The sequence below is a fragment of the Curtobacterium sp. 1310 genome, assembly GCF_017834105.1.
GTDB lineage: Bacteria > Actinomycetota > Actinomycetes > Actinomycetales > Microbacteriaceae > Curtobacterium.
This window is the reverse complement of sequence record NZ_JAFICY010000001.1, coordinates 433,333-451,513: the sequence shown is the minus strand read 5'-3', so window position 1 is coordinate 451,513 and position 18,181 is coordinate 433,333. Positions and strand designations below refer to the sequence as shown.

General features: G+C 75.4%; 16 protein-coding genes. 6 read left to right on the top strand and 10 right to left on the bottom strand.

All coding sequences use genetic code 11. The features are described 5' to 3' along the window. Positions 1-41: 41 nt before the first annotated feature. From JOD95_RS02050 to JOD95_RS02040, 3 genes are read right to left on the bottom strand one after another with little or no spacing between them, the layout of a single operon-like run. Positions 42-932 carry a glycosyltransferase gene (locus JOD95_RS02050; protein WP_209682648.1) on the bottom strand — a complete coding sequence of 297 codons (891 nt, stop codon included), beginning with the start codon at positions 930-932 and terminating at the stop codon, positions 42-44. Beyond that, positions 929-2,482, bottom strand: a complete 1,554-nt coding sequence (rfaE2, locus tag JOD95_RS02045; protein WP_209682645.1) for a D-glycero-beta-D-manno-heptose 1-phosphate adenylyltransferase — start codon at positions 2,480-2,482, stop codon at positions 929-931. Before rfaE2 ends, JOD95_RS02050 begins: the two co-directional genes overlap by 4 nt. After that, positions 2,479-3,900, bottom strand: a complete 1,422-nt coding sequence (locus tag JOD95_RS02040) for an aldehyde dehydrogenase (protein WP_209682643.1) — start codon at positions 3,898-3,900, stop codon at positions 2,479-2,481. The genes rfaE2 and JOD95_RS02040 overlap by 4 nt, the downstream gene beginning before the upstream one ends. 156 nt (positions 3,901-4,056) lie before the next feature. On the opposite strand from JOD95_RS02040, the gene JOD95_RS02035 reads away from it, so the two are divergent. Next, on the top strand, positions 4,057-5,178 hold the full coding sequence (locus JOD95_RS02035; protein ID WP_209682640.1) for a glycosyltransferase family 9 protein: 1,122 nt from the start codon (positions 4,057-4,059) through the stop codon (positions 5,176-5,178). A gap of 278 nt (positions 5,179-5,456) precedes the next feature. On the opposite strand, the gene JOD95_RS02030 is transcribed toward JOD95_RS02035, so the two are convergent. The 7 genes from JOD95_RS02030 to JOD95_RS02000 form a co-directional block, all read right to left on the bottom strand. After that, the gene (locus JOD95_RS02030; RefSeq protein ID WP_066654246.1) at positions 5,457-6,161 is read right to left on the bottom strand and encodes an SDR family oxidoreductase; all 705 of its coding nucleotides are present in this window, start codon (positions 6,159-6,161) and stop codon (positions 5,457-5,459) included. Between the two features lie 137 nt (positions 6,162-6,298). Beyond that, positions 6,299-7,750 carry a PfkB family carbohydrate kinase gene (locus JOD95_RS02025; protein WP_209682638.1) on the bottom strand — a complete coding sequence of 484 codons (1,452 nt, stop codon included), beginning with the start codon at positions 7,748-7,750 and terminating at the stop codon, positions 6,299-6,301. Further along, positions 7,747-8,373, bottom strand: a complete 627-nt coding sequence (locus JOD95_RS02020; RefSeq protein ID WP_066654250.1) for an SIS domain-containing protein — start codon at positions 8,371-8,373, stop codon at positions 7,747-7,749. Before JOD95_RS02020 ends, JOD95_RS02025 begins: the two co-directional genes overlap by 4 nt. Next, complete coding sequence (locus tag JOD95_RS02015; protein WP_081984840.1) at positions 8,370-9,776, bottom strand: glycosyltransferase; 1,407 nt, start codon at positions 9,774-9,776, stop codon at positions 8,370-8,372. The genes JOD95_RS02020 and JOD95_RS02015 overlap by 4 nt, the downstream gene beginning before the upstream one ends. Further along, the gene (locus JOD95_RS02010; RefSeq protein WP_209682634.1) at positions 9,773-10,774 is read right to left on the bottom strand and encodes a glycosyltransferase; all 1,002 of its coding nucleotides are present in this window, start codon (positions 10,772-10,774) and stop codon (positions 9,773-9,775) included. The genes JOD95_RS02015 and JOD95_RS02010 overlap by 4 nt, the downstream gene beginning before the upstream one ends. A gap of 147 nt (positions 10,775-10,921) precedes the next feature. Next, a complete protein-coding gene (locus JOD95_RS02005; protein ID WP_209683365.1) occupies positions 10,922-11,974 on the bottom strand; it encodes a glycosyltransferase family 9 protein in 1,053 nt (350 codons plus the stop codon). A gap of 71 nt (positions 11,975-12,045) precedes the next feature. Continuing rightward, positions 12,046-12,597, bottom strand: a complete 552-nt coding sequence (locus JOD95_RS02000) for an HAD-IIIA family hydrolase (protein WP_066654254.1) — start codon at positions 12,595-12,597, stop codon at positions 12,046-12,048. Between the two features lie 61 nt (positions 12,598-12,658). Between JOD95_RS02000 and JOD95_RS01995 the strand changes: the two genes are divergently transcribed. The 5 genes from JOD95_RS01995 (at position 12,659) to JOD95_RS01975 (ending at position 18,090) form a co-directional block, all read left to right on the top strand. Continuing rightward, entirely contained in the window at positions 12,659-13,636 is a 978-nt protein-coding gene (locus JOD95_RS01995) for a glycosyltransferase family 9 protein (RefSeq protein ID WP_251155473.1), read from the top strand. A 61-nt stretch (positions 13,637-13,697) separates the two neighbouring features. Then, positions 13,698-14,054, top strand: coding sequence for a PRC-barrel domain-containing protein (locus tag JOD95_RS01990; protein WP_209682631.1), 357 nt, complete (start codon positions 13,698-13,700; stop codon positions 14,052-14,054). Between the two features lie 110 nt (positions 14,055-14,164). Beyond that, a complete protein-coding gene (locus JOD95_RS01985; RefSeq protein WP_066654256.1) occupies positions 14,165-15,202 on the top strand; it encodes an SGNH/GDSL hydrolase family protein in 1,038 nt (345 codons plus the stop codon). Positions 15,203-15,235: 33 nt separating this feature from the next. After that, on the top strand, positions 15,236-15,706 hold the full coding sequence (locus JOD95_RS01980; protein WP_251155474.1) for an NUDIX domain-containing protein: 471 nt from the start codon (positions 15,236-15,238) through the stop codon (positions 15,704-15,706). Positions 15,707-15,801: 95 nt separating this feature from the next. Continuing rightward, a complete protein-coding gene (locus tag JOD95_RS01975) occupies positions 15,802-18,090 on the top strand; it encodes a carboxypeptidase-like regulatory domain-containing protein (RefSeq protein WP_209682629.1) in 2,289 nt (762 codons plus the stop codon). The last annotated feature ends 91 nt before the right edge of the window (positions 18,091-18,181 follow it).

The window sequence follows — 18,181 nt, the reverse complement described above, 5'->3', positions numbered from 1 at the left end:
CCCGATCCTGCCCCGCCGGAGCGGGGCAGCGCCGGAGCACGTCAGCGCCGGTGCGTGCTCGTCTCGTGGTCGTCGAACAGGACGTCGGGAGCGTCGACCCGGCGATCGGTCACGGTGGTCGGGCTCTCGAGGTGCACGGCGCCGGACGGAAGGATGCCCGCGCCGCCGAAGCGCTCCATCACCCGCCACTGCGCGACGACGTCCTCGCCGGAGTGCTGCGGGGGCAGGGCGTCCCAGAACCGGAAGCCCCCCACCTGTTCGAGGGCGTCACGGTCGTAGACGACGCACGCGCCGACCCAGGCGACCCGGTAGGGCACCCACCCTCCGGTCTCGACGTCGAGCTCCGCTGCGACGTGTGCCGGGTTCGCGGCGTTGTGCAGCGACAGTCGGTCGAAGCCGGGCGTCCCGCGGCGCACGACCTCGGGCACGACCGGGCCGTCCCACGGTTCGAACACGGCGGTCTCGTGCGGTCGACGGTCCTGCAGGTACGACAGGCCCTGGACGGCGCTGCCGACGAAGCCGCACCCCAGGTCGCGGAGCGCGTCGAGCATCCGGCGGACGGTGCCCGGTTCGAGCCAGACGTCGTCGTCGAGGTAGAGCACCGCGGGAGCGGTCGCGTGGTCGAGGAGGTGCTGGCGGTGTTCCGCCAGACCACGCCGTTCCGGGTGGGCGAGGAGCGTGACGGGACGGCCCTGTGCCTCCAGGACGCGGAGCATGGCGGCCACCGCCGGTTCGGAGGCGGCGTCCTGGCCCGCTGACTGGTCGCTGAGGACCAGGCGCAGGTCGACGTCGGTCTGCGCCGCGAGCCCGGCGAGCGTCGTCGCGAGCTCGGCCGGCCGCCCGACGGTCGGCACCAGGACGTCGACCTCGGCCGGACCGCGGTCGTCCGTCCGGGGGCGTGCCCAGGCACCGGACCAGCGGGCGGCGGTCACGGTGCCGGGTCGGGCTCGACGGCGGGTGCCGTGGAGTCCGCGGTGTCGGTCGCCGGAGCCGTGCCGGCGGCTGCGGCCGCGGCGGCGGTGGCCTCGCGGATGCGCCGCACGACCGCGGTCGTCGAGTGCTCCGGCACGTAGTCGACCATCACGACCTCACCGCCGTACGCCCGGACGACCCCGGTCTCCTCGAGCATCTCGGGGGAGTAGTCGCCGCCCTTGACGTAGACCTCGGGGCGCAGGCGCTCGATGAGCGGGATCGGGGTGTCCGTCGCGAAGACGGTCACGAGGTCGACGCAGGCGAGGGCGGCGAGCACGCCGGCCCGGTCCTCGGCGGTGTTGATCGGACGCTCCGGACCCTTCAGCCGGCGGACCGAGTCGTCGTCGTTGAGGGCGACCACGAGCAGGTCGCCGAGCTCGCGGGCCTGCCGGAGGTAGGTGGTGTGCCCGCGGTGCACGACGTCGAAGCAGCCGTTCGTGAAGACCACGCGACGGCCGGCGGCACGGGCGGCGTCGACGGCCAGGGCGAGGTCGTCGTGGTCGACCACGGTCGCGGCGGGGGCCGTCACGGAGTCGATCAGGGCCGCGGCGGTGCAGACCGAGGTGCCCGCCTCGCGGACCACGACGTCGGCGGCGGCCTGCGCCACCGCGATCGCGTCACGGAGCGGAGCACGCACGGCCAGGGCGACCGTGGCGGCGGCACAGAACGTGTCGCCCGCGCCGGATGCCTGCTGCTCCGACGCCGGCGTCGCGCGGGTTCGGAAGGCCTGGTCCGCGCCGGGCTCGAGCAGGACGGTGCCGTCGCGGTCGAGGGTGACGACCGCCGCACGGGCGCCGCTGCGGGCGAGGACCTCCTGCCGGGCGTCCACGACGACCGGCACCCGGGCCGAGCCGGCTCCGAGGTCGCGACCGAGCAGGCCGGCGGTCTCGCCGGCGTTCGGGGTGACCAGGTCGGGGTGCAGGTCGGCCCACCGCGTCAGGTCGTGGGCATCGACGACGACGGTACCGGGGCGGTCGCGGTCGAGGACGGGCACGACGTCCTCGGGTTGCACACCGAGGCCGTAGTCGCACACCACGGCGGCGTCGGCGCCCCGGACGGCGCGGGCGACGGCCTCGCCGAGGCGGGTACCGGCGTGCGCGTCCGGCGTCGCCGCGATCTCGTCGACGCGGACGACCACGCGGTCGCCGCCGACCACCCGCGACTTCGTGGTGGTGCGGGCACCGGCGACCTCGACCAGGTGGGTCGTGTCGACGCCGGCGGTCTCGAGCCGGTCGCGGAGGACGCGTCCGGACTCGTCGTCACCGATGAGTCCGACCATGCGGACACGGGCGCCGAGGGCGCGGGCGTTCACCGCCGTGTTCGCGGCGCCGCCCGGGACGGCGACCGTCTCGGTCACACGGACCACGGGCGCCGGGGCCTCGCGGGAGACGCGCTCGGCCTCCCCGACGGTCCAGCGGTCGAGGATGCAGTCGCCGATGACGACGACGAGCGGTTCGCGGTCGTCGACCGAGGCGACCAGGTCGCGGACGAGACGGACGTCGGCGGTCATCGGGTTCCTCCGGTGGTGCGTGCGGGGGCGGACTCGAGGTGCACGACGGTGGTGGTCGTCATCTCGTCGAGCAGGTGCGGGCCGTAGCCGAAGCCGGCGCCCGAGGCCCCGCGCGGCTGGGCGCTGCCGCCCGGTGCGCCGCCGAACACCGCGTTCACCTTGACGGTGCCGACGGGGAGCTCGGCTGCGGCGCGGAGGGCGTGACCGGTGTCGCCGGTGAGCACCGTCGCGGCGAGGCCGTACCGGTCGGCCGCGGCGAGGCGCAGGCCCTCGTCGAACGACTCGACGACGCGGACCGGTGCGAGGGGACCGAAGGTCTCCTCGGTCATCACGACCATGTCGTCGGTGCAGTCGGTCAGGACGGTGGCCGGGTAGAACGTGCCGACACCGCCGGGCGTCGTCCCGCCAGTGCGCACGGTGGCGCCGCGCTGCACGGCGTCGTCGACGTGCGCCTGCACCGTGCCGCGGAGCCGGTCGTCGACGAGCGGACCGAACTCGGCGGCGGGCGATGCCGTCCGTCGCTCCGCCTCGGCGACGAGCGCCGCGGTGAACTCCTCGGCGACATCGCGGTGCACGTAGACGCGCTCGACGCTCGTGCAGATCTGACCCGTGTTCGCGAAGGCGCCGAGCGCGACCTGTGCGGCGGCCCACGCGGGGTCCACGTCGGCGTCCACGACGACCGCGTCGTTGCCGCCGTTCTCGCGGATGACGTGCGCGCGCGTGCTCGCGGCGACCTCGGAGAGGCGGTCGCCGGTGGCGGTGGAGCCGACGTGGGCGTACACGTCGATGCCGTCCTGCTCGAGCAGCGCCTCGCCGGTCGAGGCGTCACCGTCGACGCCCACCAGGACGCCCTCCGGCAGGACCTCGGCCAGCAGCGTGTTCAGCCGGGCGATCGTGCCGGGGCACCGCTCGCTGCCCTTGTGCACCACGGTGTTCCCGGTGACGAGCGCGGCACCGAGGATCCCGAGCGCCACGGCCACCGGGTCGTTCCACGGCGTCAGGGCGAGCACCACGCCGCGGGGGTGGGGGACCGACCAGTCGGCCGCACCGAACTGCCCGCGGAGCGCCTCGCCGCGGTGGACCGGGCCGAGCTCGGCGTACTGCACGAGCGTCCCGATGCCGGCCTGCACGCCGCCCATCGCGTCGCCGGGCACCTTCCCGGTCTCGCGGGTGTTCAGGTCGGCGAGCTCCTGGGCGTGGTCACGGAGGTGCGCTGCTGCTGCGTGCAGCAGGGCTCCGCGCTCCGCCGGTGCGGTGCGCGCCCACGCGGGTGCGGCCGCCCGTGCGCGCGCGACAGCGTTCGCGACGTCCTCGCTCGTGGAGCGCGGGGTCGTCGTGGCGATCGACCCGTCGACGGGGTCGGTGACGACCATGTGGTCGGTGTCGGTCGCGGTCGCTGACGGGGTGGCGAGGGTCATGGTGTCCTTCCGGAGACGGGCGTACGGTTCCACGCTGCTCCCGGGGACCTGTGCGGGGTGCCGGTTTCGGGTGCTCGGTCCGGAGAGCGCACCGGTCGGGTCCGGGACGGCGTCGGCCCGGCAGCGCTCTCGGCTCGGTTCCGGTAGACGGGTGTGGTGCAACTGATCGGCAACGGTGGAGAACGCTTCGACGACGTCCGGGAGATCGCGGTGCTCCGCGGCGGTGGCCTGGGGGACCTGCTCTTCGCGGTCCCCGCGATCGAGGCGCTGCACGCCGCGTACCCCGACGCCCGCATCACGCTGCTCGGGAGCCCGCTGGCCTCGGCCGTCCTGCGCGGACGGACCGACGCGGTGCACGCGTTCGAGGAACTCCCGGTGTCGCCCGGGGTGCGGGACGCCGGGGAGGGTGCGCCGGCGCTGCACGACTTCGAGTCGCGGCTCCGCGGCCGGTTCGACCTCGCCGTCCAGCTGCACGGCGGCGGTCGGAACTCGAACCCGTTCCTGCTGCGCCTCGCCGCACCGCACACCGTCGGCACCGCGACCGAGGACGCCGAGGTCCTGGAGCGGTGGGTCCGCTACGTCTACTACCAGCACGAGGTGCTCCGCGGGCTCGAGGTCGTCTCGCTCGCCGGTGCCGCCCCGGTCACCCTGGACCCGCGCGTGCACGTGAGCGCCGAGGAGCGCCGTGCCGTGCGCGACCGCCTCGGCGTCGCCGGCCACCTGGTGGCCGTGCACCCCGGCGCGACGGACCCGCGGCGCCGGTGGAGCCCCGAGCGGTTCGCAGCCGTGGTGTCCGCGCGGCTCGACGCCGGCGACGACGTCGTGCTCGTCGGCGACGCGACGGACGTGCCGGCGGCGCAGGCCATCCGCGGTGCCGTGCCGGTGGCCCTGCACGACCGTCTCCACGACCTGACCGACGCCCTGCCGCTCGCGGAGCTCCCCGCGGTGCTCGCGGCCGCTGACGTCATGGTCGGCGACGACTCCGGCCCGCGGCACCTCGCCGTCGCGGTCGGCACCCCCACGGTCGGCGTGTTCTGGTTCGGCAACGTGGTGAACGCGGGCCCGATCGACCGCGGACGGCACCGGGTGCACATGTCCTTCGTCACGCGCTGCCCGGTGTGCGGCATCGACGTGACCCAGGTCGGGTGGACCGCTGAGCGCTGCGAGCACGACCCGTCGTACGTCGACGAGGTCCAGCCCGAGGCCGTGCTCACCGACGTCGAGGACCTCCTCGCGACCGTGCGACCCCGGGAGCGAACGGCCGCACCGGTCGTCTGAGCCGGCGCAGGAGTGCACCCGGACGCCGGCTCCGACCCCGTCGGGAACCGAGCGATCGGGCGGGACGTGCCACGCGCACTGCGCCGAGCGGGCGCGATCCGTCGCCGGGCGGCGCCGAGCGTGACGGATCGGGCCCGCTCGGCAGGGCGGGAGCGAGCGGGCAGACCCAGCGGGCAGACCCAGCGGGCAGACCGAGCGGACAGCCGGGCAGCTGGACCGAACGACGGGAGGCGCGGTACCGACCGGCACCGCGCCTCCCGTTGCGTCGTCAGCGGGGCCTACGGCCAGCTGGGCTCCGTCGCGGGCATGATCGACAGCTCGCGGATCTCGCAGCCGGCCGGCTGCGACAGCGCGAACAGGATCGAGTTCGCCACGTACTCCGGCTCGATGAGCTGCGCGTCCGGGCCCGGCTTGTACTGCTCGGTCCGGCCCTCGAAGAACGCGGTGCGCATGCCGGCGGGGATGATGTTCGTCACACCGATGCGCCCGGCGGTCTCGGCGGCCAGCGCCTGCGAGAAGCCGCGCACGCCGAACTTCGACGCCGAGTAGGCCGTGCCGTCGCCGACGCCCTTGAGCGCGAGCGACGACGAGATCGTCACGACGCGGCCGTGCGTCGCCTCGAGGGCGGGCAGCGCGGCGCGCACCACGGCGGCGGTGCCGAGCAGGTTGACCCCGACGATGCGCTCCCAGTCGCCCGAGGAGATCCCGCCGATCGGCGCGGGCTTGTCGATGCCCGCGGCGGTGACGACGGCGTCGAGTCCGCCGTGGCGCTCCGCGGCCTCGCGGACGGCGCGCTCGGTCGCCTCGGTGTCCGTGACGTCCACGGCGACGGCGTCGGTGCCCTCCGGGACGCCGTCGACGCGCAGGTCGAGGACGATGGGGGTGCCGCCGGCCTCGACGACCGCGGCGACGACGGCCGCGCCGAGACCGGAGGCGCCGCCGGTGACGAGGACGCGACCGATGGGGGTGGTGGGGACGGGCATGGACTTCCTTCCGGGAGTGGCGTGGTGCCGGTCCGTCGGCGGTGCCGACGGGACGTGTGTGGTGACCGGTGACGGACGGGAGGCCCGTGGCGGCGGTGCGCCGTGCCTCCCGTCCGACGTGTGGTCGGGGTGGGTCCTCAGCCGACCGCGGCGAGTGCCGCGGCGAGCCGCGTGGTGGACCGACCGGGGTGGAACGGGACGGTGACGACCCGACCGCCCCACTCGGCGAGTGTGGCTGCCTCTGGGAGCTCGCTCGCGGCGTAGTCGCCGCCCTTCGCCCAGACGTCCGGGCGGAAGCGGCGGAGGGCCTCGTCCGGGGTGTGCTCGTCGAAGACGACCACGGCGTCGACGCAGTCGAGCGCGAGCAGCAGCTCGACCCGGTCGTCCTGCGTCATGATCGGGCGCTCCGGCCCCTTGAGGGCGCGCACCGAGTCGTCCGAGTTGAGGCAGACCACCAGGCAGTCGCCGAGCGCCCGCGCTGCGGAGAGCGTGCGGGCGTGCCCGGCGTGGAGCAGGTCGAAGCAGCCGCCGGTGGCGACGACGGTCCCACCGGCGCTGCGGACGTCGTGCACGACGCGCAGCGCGTCGCGGTCCACGCCGGGGACGGGCACCGGAGCCGGGCCGTCGTCGGCGAACAACGCGGTCACGCCGCCGGCCGCGAGGTACTCCGAGGCAGCGAGCACGCCCGCGGCGACGGCCTCGGCGACGTCAGCACCCTCGGCGAGGGCGATGGCGACGCCCGCGGCGAGGCGGTCACCGGCGCCGCACGGGTCGCCGGCGGTGACGGACGGGGCCGGGACGAACCGGCTGTCCAGCGCGGCCGGCCGGGTGCCGTCCCCGCTGCGACGCGAGGCGACGAGTGCGCCGCGGTCGCCCATCGTGACGGCGACGGCGTCGACGTCCCAGGTCCGGACGAGCTCGGCCGCGGCGTCCGTGGCGAAGGGCACGCCCTCGCCGGACAGGTCGGTGAAGCGCCGGGCCTCGCTGGTGTTCGGGGTCACGACCGCGGTGCCCGCGACGGGGGAGGCACCCTTCGGGTGCGGGTCCCAGACCACGGGCGTCGTGCGGGCCACGGCGGCGAGGGCGGTACGGAGCCCGTCGGCGGCCGCGACGCCACGGCCGTAGTCGGCGACGACGATCGCGTCGGCGCCCTCGAGCGCCGCGGTCATCTCGGCGGTCGTGCCGGGGACGGGCGGGGTGGCGCACCCCTCGTCGATGCGGACGAGCGCGTGGTCGACCACGCGGACGCGGGTCTTCACCGGGGTCGGCGCACCGGACGGACCGGCGACGACGTGCACGTCGGGCAGCAGGGCGCGGATCTCGTCGGCACGGTCGTCGTCGCTCAGCACGGTGACGAGCGTCACGTCGTGGCCGTCGCGTACGAGCATCGAGGCGACCAGGCCGGCGCCACCGGCACGACGGTCGTCGGTCCGGACGTCGACGACCGGGACGGGGGCGTCCGGGCTGAGCCGTTCGCTCGTGCCCGAGACGTCGACGTCGAGCAGGGTGTCGCCGACGACGACGATGCGACGCCGGGTGCCGTCGCCGGAGCCCGGCGTCGCGCTGGCGGTGCGCTCCGTGCCGCTCACCGGCGGCCGCCGCGGCGGAGGGCCGGCTCCATCGCACGGCAGAGGGCGTGCACGAGGACGAGCTGCGCCTCCTGCACGTTGGCCGAGGGGCCCTCGATGCGGATCGCGTCGTCGACCGCGTCGGCGAGCGGGTTCGGCCCGGGGCCGGTCATCGCGATCGAGCGTGCACCGACGGCCCGAGCGGCCTCGGCCGCGCGGAGCAGGTTCGGGCTCTTGCCGCTCGTGCTCAGCAGCACGACGACGTCACCGGCGCGCGCGTGCGCCGTCACCTGGCGGGCGAAGACCTGGTCGTAGCCGTAGTCGTTCCCGATCGCGGTGACGGCGGAGCTCTCGGCGTGCAGGGAGATCGCCGAGTACGCCGGACGGTCCCCGTCGAAGCGGCCGGTCAGCTCGGAGGTGAGGTGCTGGGCCTCCGCCGCCGAGCCGCCGTTGCCCGCGGCGAGCAGCCGACGGCCGGCGACGAGCCGTGCGGCGATGTCGTCCGCCCACGCCGCGATGTGGTCCTTGTGGTCGACGAGCGAGGCGATCACGGGCACCGAGGCGGCGATGTGGTCGACGACGGTCCGGACGCTGGCGCTCTCGGTCTCCGGCTCACGCGTGCCGGTCTGCTGCTCGATGGTCATCGTGCGGTCCTCTCCGTCGGGTGCGGCAGCACCGCGGGCGTCGGGCGGGCGGTCCGTCCGGCGCGTCCGGGACGGGCGCCCGGGATGGTCGTGGCGGGGGTGATCCCGACGGGGTCGTTCGACACGGGTGCCGTGTCGGTCCCGGTGGCCGCGACGGCGGGCGTGGCGAGGCCGTTCGCGGCGCCGGCGACGAGGCGCTCGTACACGCGCTCGCTCTCGGCGGCGACCTTGTGCCAGGTGTACCGGGACTCGGCGCGCTCGCGACCCGCGCGTCCGTACGCGTCGCGCCGCTCGCGGTCGTCGAGCAGCGCGCCCACGGCGGCGGCCACGGCCTCCTCGTCGCGGGGCGGGACGTGCAGGCCGGTGGCGTCCTCCACGACGGTGTCGATGAGTCCGCCGACGCTCGACGCGACGACGGGACGACCGCACGCCATGGCCTCGAGCGGCACGATGCCGAAGGGCTCGTACCAGGGGGCGCACACGACGACGTCGGCGCTGCGGTAGACGGCGGGCATGTCGTGCTGCCCGAGCTGGCCGCGGAAGCTCACGTGCTCGCGCACCCCGAGCGACCGGGCCAGGGCGTCGAGGCGCTGGTACTCCGGGTCGTCGGCGAGGTCGGCTCCGGCCGTGCCGGCTCCGCCGACCACCACGAGCTCGGCCTCGCGGCCCTCGTCGAGCAGCTTCGCGAGCGCGGCGATGGTCGTGCCGACACCCTTCCGGCGCACCAGGCGCGACGCGGTGAGCACCCGGAAGGGGCGCCCACGCTCCTCGACGGGGCCGTCCGGCCGGAAGAGCTCGGTGTCCACACCGCACGGCACCACGGAGATGGCGTGCAGCGGCACGCCGAGGGTCTTGAGCTCGAAGGCCTCGTCGGAGCACGTCGCGACGACCTGGTCGACGCTCCGGCCCACGGCGGGCTCGATCCACTCGCGCTCCGCGGGACTCGTGTCGGCGGTGCCCTGGTGGCGACGCTTCACGACGCCCAGCGCGTGGAAGGTCTGCACGACCGGGATCCGGACGCCACCGGTGCGGGCGTGGACCTGCTTGACGGCCTCGAGCGCGGCGTACCCGGACATCCAGAAGTGCCCGTGCACCACGTCGGGGCGGTCGACGAACCACTCCGCCGCGAGCACCGAGGCGAACGTGTCCATGAACGGGAACAGGTCGTCCTTCGGGACGTGGCGGGCGGGCCCGGCGTCGACCTGCACGACCTCGACGCCCGGGCGCAGCAGCACGCGGACGGGCTGGTCGGCGTCGTCGCGCCGCGTGTACACGGTCACCTGGTGGCCGCGGTCCGCGAGGGCCGCGGACAGCTCGGCGACGTGCACGTTCTGTCCACCGGCGTCGACTCCGCCGAGCACCGCGAGCGGGCTCGCGTGCTCGGACACCATCGCGATCTTCATCGGAGGCTCCCTTCCAGCGCGGCGTCCGCCGCGCGTCCGCGTCGCGCACCACGCGCGACGGCGTCGTCGAGGAGGTCGTCCCAGTCCGCCAGGTACCGGCCGAGCGCGTGCCGCTCGAGCGCGGCCTCTCGGGCGACGGCACCGCGGCGACGGGCCTCCTCGGGGTCCTCCAGGAGCGTCCTGGAGGCACGGACCAGCTCGTCGACGTCGGTCGCGATCGCGCCGGCCTCGGCGGGCACGGTCCGTGGTGCGTCGGTCGTCGCGAGCACGAGGACCGGCATCGCCATGTGCATCGACTCGATCAGCGACAGGCCGAGCGACGTCCAGCGGTTCGGGTGCACGTACGCGCGTCGTTGCGCGAGTGCGGCGTGCATGGGGTCTGCGGGGACGTCGCCGAGGGCGACGACGCGGTCGCCGAACCCGAGTTCGGGGAGCCGGTCGGTGCCCATGCCCCAGAGGTCGACGGGTGCGACCTCGGCGAAGCGGGGGAGCAGGTCCGTGCCGACCACACGGCCCCGGCGGACCGGTTCGTTGATGACGACACCGAAGCGCTCGAGCGCGCCGGTGTAGAGCGGGCCCGGGTCGACGACGCCGTGCTCGACCACCGTCGTGCGGGTCGTGCCGCAGTCCCACATGAGGGCGTTCCAGTGCGTGACGTGCGCGATCACCAGGTCGTCGCGGTCGCGCATCGGGTGCAGGCTGCTCGGGACGTCGACGCGCGGGGCGTTGTGCTCGACGAAGACCACGGGGACCTCGCGGCCGCGGAGCAGGCGACGGGCCTCCTCGAGCTCCTCGGTGCGCTGCACGACGACCACGTCGACCTCGGCGTCGGCGAGGTCGGCCGGGTCGATCTCGATCGCGTTCGCCGGCCAGTCGCGGCCGCCCCGCCCGAGCCCCCAGCCGTCGCGGGCCGGTGTGGTGGGGATGAGGTACTCGTGGGGGCCGCGGACGAAGGCGTCCATCCAGCCGCCGTGCACGTGCCACACGAGGATCCGCATGCAGGGCCTTTCGACGGTTCGGTGCCCCTCCGGACAGCTGCCCCGCCGGCGCTCGCGCGCGCTGCGCAGGTGCCGGGAAGAGGAGCAGGAGGAGCAGTGGCGCACGCTACGGGAGCACTGCTGGTCCTCCTCGCAGCTTCTCCTGCTTCATCCGCTGAGCGCACTGCCGTCCGCGACGGCGCCGGGTCCGGTGCCGCGCGCCAGCAGGCGTCCGTGTGCGTCGAGGACGTCCTGCACGCGCACTCCGGACAGGCACGGGTGGCCCGGGACCGGGCACTCCCGGGCACGGCTCAGGCGGCAGGCGGCGGTCTGGTCGCCGAGCAGTTCCACCTCGGGTGCGTACGGGGCCCACTTCACCGCCGGCACCACCGGCGAGAACAGGCTGACGATGCGCGCACCCACCGCGGCGGCGAGGTGTGCCGGACCGGTGTTGCCGACGACGACGACCTCGGCGCCGGCGAGGACCGCGGCGAGCTCGGCGGGCGACGTCCGACCGCCGAGGTCGACCGCGGTGTCGCCCGCGACGGCGGCCGTGAGCGCCCGCTCGCCGGGGCTGCCCGTGACGACCACGGGGATCCCGCGCTCGGCGTAGGCCGCGACGAGGGCACGGTGGTGCTCCTCCGGCCAGGAGCGCGCCGGGACGCTCGCGCCGGGGTGGACGACCACGTAGCGGTCCAGGGCGGCCACCTCGGGTGGTGCGACGGCGTCGATCCGCACCACGAGCCTCCCGTCGTCATCCGCCGGCAGGGCGAACCCGGCGGCCTCGGCGATGCGGAGGGCGCGCTCCGGCTCCGGGAGGTCCTCCGGCAGGTCCTCGCCCGGGCGGAGCCGCACGTCGAGCAGCGACCCGGGGTGGTCGACCGACGCACCGGAGACCCGGGGCACCCCGGCCAGGCGGAGCAGCAGGGCGACCGGCAGGGGCGACTGGTGGAACGAGGTGAGCACGACGGCCTCGTCGGGCTGTTCCTCGGTGACGAGCGCACGGAACTCGCCGAGCAGCGCGTCGTCGATCGGCCGCGCGGTCTCGGTCACCCAGGGCGCTGCCCAGACCCGCACCCGGTCGACCCCGGGCAGCAGGTCCGCGGCCGGGGAGCCCTGGGGGCCGCAGAGCATCGTGACGTGCGCGGCCCCCGCGGCGACGGCGCGCACGGCGGGGCCGGCCACCAGGACGTCGCCGAACGAGTCGAGCCGGACGACCAGGACGCGCGGACCGGTCCGCTCGTCGGCCGTGGTCGACTCCGCACCCTCGGGACCGCGCTGCTCGGCGCGGCTCACGCCCGGGCCGCCGGGACCCGGGCCAGCACGAGGGAGACGGCGTCGTCGAGGGAGCCGGCGACGGTCTCCGCCGCCTCGACCTCCTCGGCGCGCGTCCGCGGCGTCGGCACCAGCACGCCCTGCGCACCCGCCGCCGCCGCCGCACCGACGTCGGCGCCGATGTCCCCGACCACCACGATCTCGGACGGGTCGAGCCCGAGCCGTCGCGCGGCGTCGAGCACCATCCCCGGACGCGGCTTGCGGCACGCACACCCGTCGCCGGCGTCGTGCGGGCAGACGCACCAGACGTCGAACGGGCCGACCAGCTCGTCCACGCGGGCGTTCGTCGCGTCGACCTGCTCGCGGGTCGCCAGGCCCTTCGCGATCGCCGACTGGTTCGTCACGACCCCGACGCGCAGACCGGCGGTCCGGGCGCGCTCGACCGCGCGGTGGGCGCCGGGCACGGGGACGACCTTGTGGGGGTCGGCGTTGTACGGGACGTCGATGACGAGGGTGTCGTCACGGTCGAAGAGCAGACCGCGGACGGCGCGGTCCTTCGCGAGAGCCATGCTCCTTGGTACCGTCCGCCGGCCGGGAACCGGCCCAGGCGCGGCCGGATACCGTCGGACCGTGACCGCCGTCCCCGCCCTGCCCCCGTCCGACGGACGCCCCGACCTGCTCGTCCTGCGCGCCATCAAGCTCGGGGACGCGCTCGTCGCCGTCCCCGCACTGCACGCGCTCCGCCGGGCGTTCCCCGGCCACCGGATCACCCTGGCGACGACCGCGTGGCTCGCCCCGGTCGTCGAGCTGCTGCCCGTCGACGTGCACCTCGCGCAGCACGGGCTCGACCACCCGATCGCCGCCCCCGCCGGAGCGGTCGACGTCGCGGTCAACCTGCACGGTGCCGGGCCGGAGTCGTCCGACCTCGTCGCCGCACTCGGTGCCCGGCGCGTGATCGGCCACGCCGACCCGACCCACGGGTACGAGGGCCCGGAGTGGCCGGACGACGTCCACGAGCGGGAGCGCTGGGCGGACCTGCTCACCTGGCACGGCATCCCCGCCGACCCCGACGAGGTCGCCATCGCCCGCCCGGCCGCCCCGTCCGCCGCGCCGGGTGCCGCGGTCGTGCACATCGGCGCCTTCCACGGTGCGCGGCACTGGCCGACCGACCGCTTCGCAGCCGTGGTGCGAGGGCTCCGCGAGCGCGGCCTCGACGTGGTCCTGACGGGAGGCGCGGACGACGTCGAGCGCGCCACCGCCGTCGCGCAGTCGGCCGGCTTGCCGCCGGAGGCGGTCCTCGCGGGCGCGCTGGAGCTGCAGGCCTTCGCCGGCGTCATCGCATCGGCATCGCTCGTCGTGACCGTCGACACGGGGGCGGCCCACCTCGCCTCCGCCTACGGGATCCCGTCCGTCGTGGTGTTCGGGCCGGCGCCGCCCGAGGCCTGGGGACCGCCCGCCTCCGGTCCGCACGTCGTGCTCACCGACGCGTCCGTGCGCCGCGGGGACGTGTTCGCGGAGGACCCGGACCCGGCGCTCCTGGCCGTCGGCGTGGACGACGTGCTCGCCGCCGTCGACTCGCTCCCGGTCGCCCCCGTCACTTCGCCGTGAACCCGCCGAGGGGTCGTCGGTAGCGTCGAGGCGTACCTGTCCTGCTCGAAGGGAGCGCCCCGTGTTCGAAGCCGCCAACATCCGTGACTGGATCGGCCTGCCCGTCGTCGACGAGACCGAGGACAAGATCGGCACGCTCGAGAGCATCTACTACGACACCGCGACGTCCGATCCCGCCTTCGGCGCCGTCACCACCGGGCTGCCCGGGTTCCAGAAGCTGCTCTTCGTCCCGCTCGTCGGTGCGACGGTGGCGCCGAAGCACCTGCTCGTGACGTTCCCGAAGAAGCTCGTCAAGGACGCCCCGACCATCCCGACCGACGGTGAGCTCGAGGCCTCGACCGAACCCGTGCTGTACGAGCACTACGGCCTGCAGTACCAGACCGGCAGCAACGGGGAACGGCGCCTGGGTCGTCGCTGACACCGGCACCCGGGACGGGCAGGTAGCCTTGCCCGTCCCGTCGTCGCGTCCACCCGGAGGACCCCCTGCAGCGCACCACCCGCTCGAAGCGGTCGACCGCCGTCGCCCTCGTGCTCGCGGTCCTCGCCGCGGTCGTCGTCGCGCCGTCGGGCCCGGTCGCGGTCGCACCGACCGACGGCGCCGTCGCGGCGCCGATGTGGCCGGTCCCGGAGCCGTACCCGGTGACGGACGACCCGGCCGAGACGCTCGCCGACCTGCCGCCGGGCAGCGAGTACGTCGCACTCGGCGACTCCTACTCGGCCGGCTACGGCCTGGGCGACCCGACCCGGCTGCCGACGAGCGCCTGCGCGCAGTCGGCGCGCGACTACCCCCACCGGCTCGCGGCGCGCTTCGGACTCGACCTGACCGACGTGACGTGCGCGGGGGCGACCAGTCGTGACGTCGTGTCGGGGTACCAGTTCCGCGGGGTGCCGCCCCAGGTCCGGGCACTGTCCGAGGACACCCGGCTGGTCACGCTGACGATCGGCGGCAACGACGCCGACCTGTTCGGCACCGCCGCATCCTGCCTGGCGCTGTCCTCCCGCGGCCCGGTGTTCTCCGGTCGGGACGCCCCGTCGTGCCGCAGCACCCTCGTGCACGACGGGGTGGACGACCTCGACGTGCGCATCCGGTCCCGGGTCGCGCTCGGGATCGCGGACACGCTCGCCGCGGTCCGCCGGGCCGCGCCGAACGCGGTCGTGGTCTTCCTCGGCTACCCGGCGATCTTCCCGGACGCGGCCCACACGCCGGCGCGGGGGTGCTTCCGCTCGGCGCTCGACCTCGGCTCGCTCGTGGGGTCCTTCCCGCGGGACACCTACCCGTTCACCGACGGCGACGTCCGGTACCTGCACGGGGTCCAGGAGTCGCTCGACGAGGTCTCGGCGTCCGCTGCCGAGGCGGCCGGCGTCCCGTTCGTCGACGTGTTCGCCCGGTCGCAGGCGCACTCGGCCTGCGCGACCGACGACCCGTACGTCGCGGGCGTCTCGCTCTCCGGGGCGGGCGACCTGAGCCGCATCGACATGGTGCCCGGGGCCCTGCACCCGAACGGGCGCGGGGTGGCGTGGTTGACCGGGCAGGTGGCCTCGGAGCTCCGCCGGCTCGCGGACTGAGCCGTGCACGGCCGCTCGTCGTAGGGTCGATCGGTGGTCACCAGCGCCGGACTCCTGCTGCACCGTCGGTCGCCCGTGGACGGCACCCCGGAGGTCTTCGTCGCGCACATGGGCGGACCGTTCTGGCGTCGACGCCCGCGCGCGTGGTCGATCCCGAAGGGGCTCGTCGAGGACGGTGAGGACGCACTCGACACCGCGCGCCGCGAGTTCGCCGAGGAGATCGGGGTCCCCGCACCGACGGGACCCGTGCTCGACCTCGGCGAGGTCCGCCAGGCCTCCGGGAAGCGCGTCCGGGTCTTCGCGGCACGGGCCGACGACTTCGAGGTCGACGAGGTGCTGAGCAACACGGTGCAGGTCGAGCTCCCGCGCGGTTCCGGTCGGTTCGTCGCGGTCCCCGAGGTCGACGACGCCCGCTGGTTCGGCGTCGAGGAGGCGCGCGGGGTGCTCGTGTCCGGCCAGGTCGTCGCGCTCGACCGGCTGCTCGCGGTCCTGGAGGGCCGGTGATCCGCGACCCGCACCGGGGCTGTCCCTCGTCCGCGCTGCCCGGATAGCCTGAGCAAGCGTCGGGTATTCGTCGGCGCCGACACAGGGGAGCACACATGCGCAGATGGCGCTCCGTCATCGCCGGCGTCATCGCCGTCGCACTCGGGGCAGGACTGGCGGTGAGCGGCGTCACGAGCGCGACGGCCGCGACCACGGGGAACTGGGCCACCGTCACGGTGGACGGCACGAGTCGTGCGTACACCGGCTCGATCGCGCTCCCGGGGTTCCCGGACACCACCTTCACGTCCACCTCCCGGCAGGCCACGGTCGTCTCCGGCGCATCGACGTGGCAGGGGGCGTCGACGCCGCCCGGCACGGTCTACGGCACCAGTCGCGGTGCGACGTACCTCAACCAGCGGCCGGCGGCGGACGACGCGCGGAGCCCTGCCGTCACGACCTGGACGTTCGACGGTGGGACGCCAGGGGCCGGCGGTTGGTCCTTCGTCCTGGGCGACGTCGACGCCGACCAGGCGACGATCTCGGCGACCCTCGCGGACGGCACCCCAGCCACCGTGGACCAGCTCGGCTACGCGGGTTCGTACAACTCGTGCTCGACCGTCTCGCCCGGCGGGTGGAGCTGCCCGCGCGATCCCGGAGGCGTGGCGGCGGGTCAGGACCTGCCGTCCTGGGACCCGGCCACGGGGGTGCTGCGGGGCAACGACGCCGCGAACGACACCGCCGGCGCGAGCGCATGGTTCACACCGACGGCGTCGCTCGCGACGCTGACCATCGCCTACCAGCAACGCAGTGGCCTCCCCGTCTACCAGACCTGGTTCGCGAACCGGACCTCGTCCCTCTCCGGCACTGCGGCACTCGACGGCGAACCACTGGTGGACACGCTCGTCACCGTGACCGCTCCGAACGGCACCGAGTACACGACGACCACCGGTGCCGACGGTGCGTACGCGTTCCCCGCGCTCACCCAGGCCGACGGGTACCGGGTGTCGATCGCGACCCCGGACAACGCGGCGGTCGACCGCGCTCCCGCGGTGGTCGACCTCCGGACCGACGTCACGGACGCCGACTTCGTCCTCAGCACGGTCCCGGGGACCGTCGACCTCGACGGCTCGGTGGTCGACGCCGACGGCCGCCCCGTCGCCGACGCCGAGGTGACCGTCACGGACACCTCGGCGCTGCCCCTCGCCACCGTCGTCACGGACGCGGACGGGCGCTGGCGTGCCGTCGGCCTGCCGGCCGGCACTGCGGTCGTCGCGACGGTGAGCGGTGCCCCGCCGGTGTCGGGCTCGACCGGTGCCGACGGTGCCCCGGTGGCTGCGCTCGACCCGATCGTCCTGCCGATCAGCGTGGGGACGATCACGGGCCGCGTGACGCTCGACGGCGGCGCCCCCGCCGCACCCGCGCTCGTGGAGGTCCTGCAGGGCGGTGGCGTGGTGGCCACCGTCGAGACGGACGCCGACGGCACGTACGGTCTGGCGCTCCGGCCCGGCACCTACACCGTCCGTACCGAGGCCGCGGTCGCCGGTGCTCCGGAGCCGACCGAGCTGACGGTCGAGGTCACCGCCGACGGCACGGTCCGAGCGGACTTCCCGTTCACGACGCCGGTGGCGGTCACGGTCGGGCAGGCCGGTTCCGTCCGCTACGAGGACGGCACGCCCGTCGTGGACACGACCGTCACCGCACGGCCGGTCGAGGCCGGTTCGGGTGCCGTGGTCACGGTCGAGACGACCGCCGACGGCGGGTACTCGCTCGCCGGGTTGACGCCGTCGACGGAGTACGCCGTGAGCGTCGAGGGGGCCCCCGTCCGGACGGTCACGACGCCCGCCACGGGGACCGCCGCCGACGCCGTCGACTTCGTCCTGCCCCTGCCGACGGTCGACCAGCCGGGCACGGTCAGCGACGCGGACGGCGCCCCCGCCGCGGCCGTCCCGGTCGTGGCGACGCTGACCGGTGACGACGACGGCGAGCCGGTCAGCACGACCACCGGCGACGACGGCACCTTCGTGCTCGAGGGGCTCCGCCCGCTGACCGAGTACACGATCACGGCCGGGACCGGCCCCGAGCAGTCGGACCCGGTGGTGGTCACGACCGCCGCGGTCGGCGGCACGCCGGAGCCCGTGCGCCTCGTCCTCGCCGAGGTCGCCGTCACGCCGGAGCCCACCCCGACGGTGACGCCGCAGCCGACCGACGGCCCGACCCCGAGCGCGGCACCCGTCGCGGGCGGTACCGGCACGGGCGACGGTGGTGGCCCGACCGGTGGCGGACTGGCCTTCACCGGAGCCGACGTCACCGCCGCGGTCGCCGTCGCAGCGCTGCTGCTCCTGACCGGCGGCGGGTTGCTGTCGGTCCGCGCGGCACGTCGTCGACGGTCGGTCCCGCAGGACTGACCGCACACCCGGCCGTCGGGCTCGGGGCTCCGGGCTCCGGGCTCCGGGAGACGGGAGCGGGGCGGGTCGACACCGGTCGGCCCGCCCCGCT

Excerpts from the sequence above, each read along its gene's own strand:
- rfaE2 (WP_209682645.1), bottom strand. The coding sequence starts at position 2,482 with ATGACCGCCGACGTCCGTCTCGTCCGCGACCTGGTCGCCTCGGTCGAC.
- JOD95_RS02040 (WP_209682643.1), bottom strand. The coding sequence starts at position 3,900 with ATGACCCTCGCCACCCCGTCAGCGACCGCGACCGACACCGACCACATG.
- JOD95_RS02030 (WP_066654246.1), bottom strand. The coding sequence starts at position 6,161 with ATGCCCGTCCCCACCACCCCCATCGGTCGCGTCCTCGTCACCGGCGGC.
- JOD95_RS02020 (WP_066654250.1), bottom strand. The coding sequence starts at position 8,373 with ATGACCATCGAGCAGCAGACCGGCACGCGTGAGCCGGAGACCGAGAGC.
- JOD95_RS02015 (WP_081984840.1), bottom strand. The coding sequence starts at position 9,776 with ATGAAGATCGCGATGGTGTCCGAGCACGCGAGCCCGCTCGCGGTGCTC.
- JOD95_RS02010 (WP_209682634.1), bottom strand. The coding sequence starts at position 10,774 with ATGCGGATCCTCGTGTGGCACGTGCACGGCGGCTGGATGGACGCCTTC.
- JOD95_RS02000 (WP_066654254.1), bottom strand. The coding sequence starts at position 12,597 with ATGGCTCTCGCGAAGGACCGCGCCGTCCGCGGTCTGCTCTTCGACCGT.
- JOD95_RS01975 (WP_209682629.1), top strand. The coding sequence starts at position 15,802 with ATGCGCAGATGGCGCTCCGTCATCGCCGGCGTCATCGCCGTCGCACTC.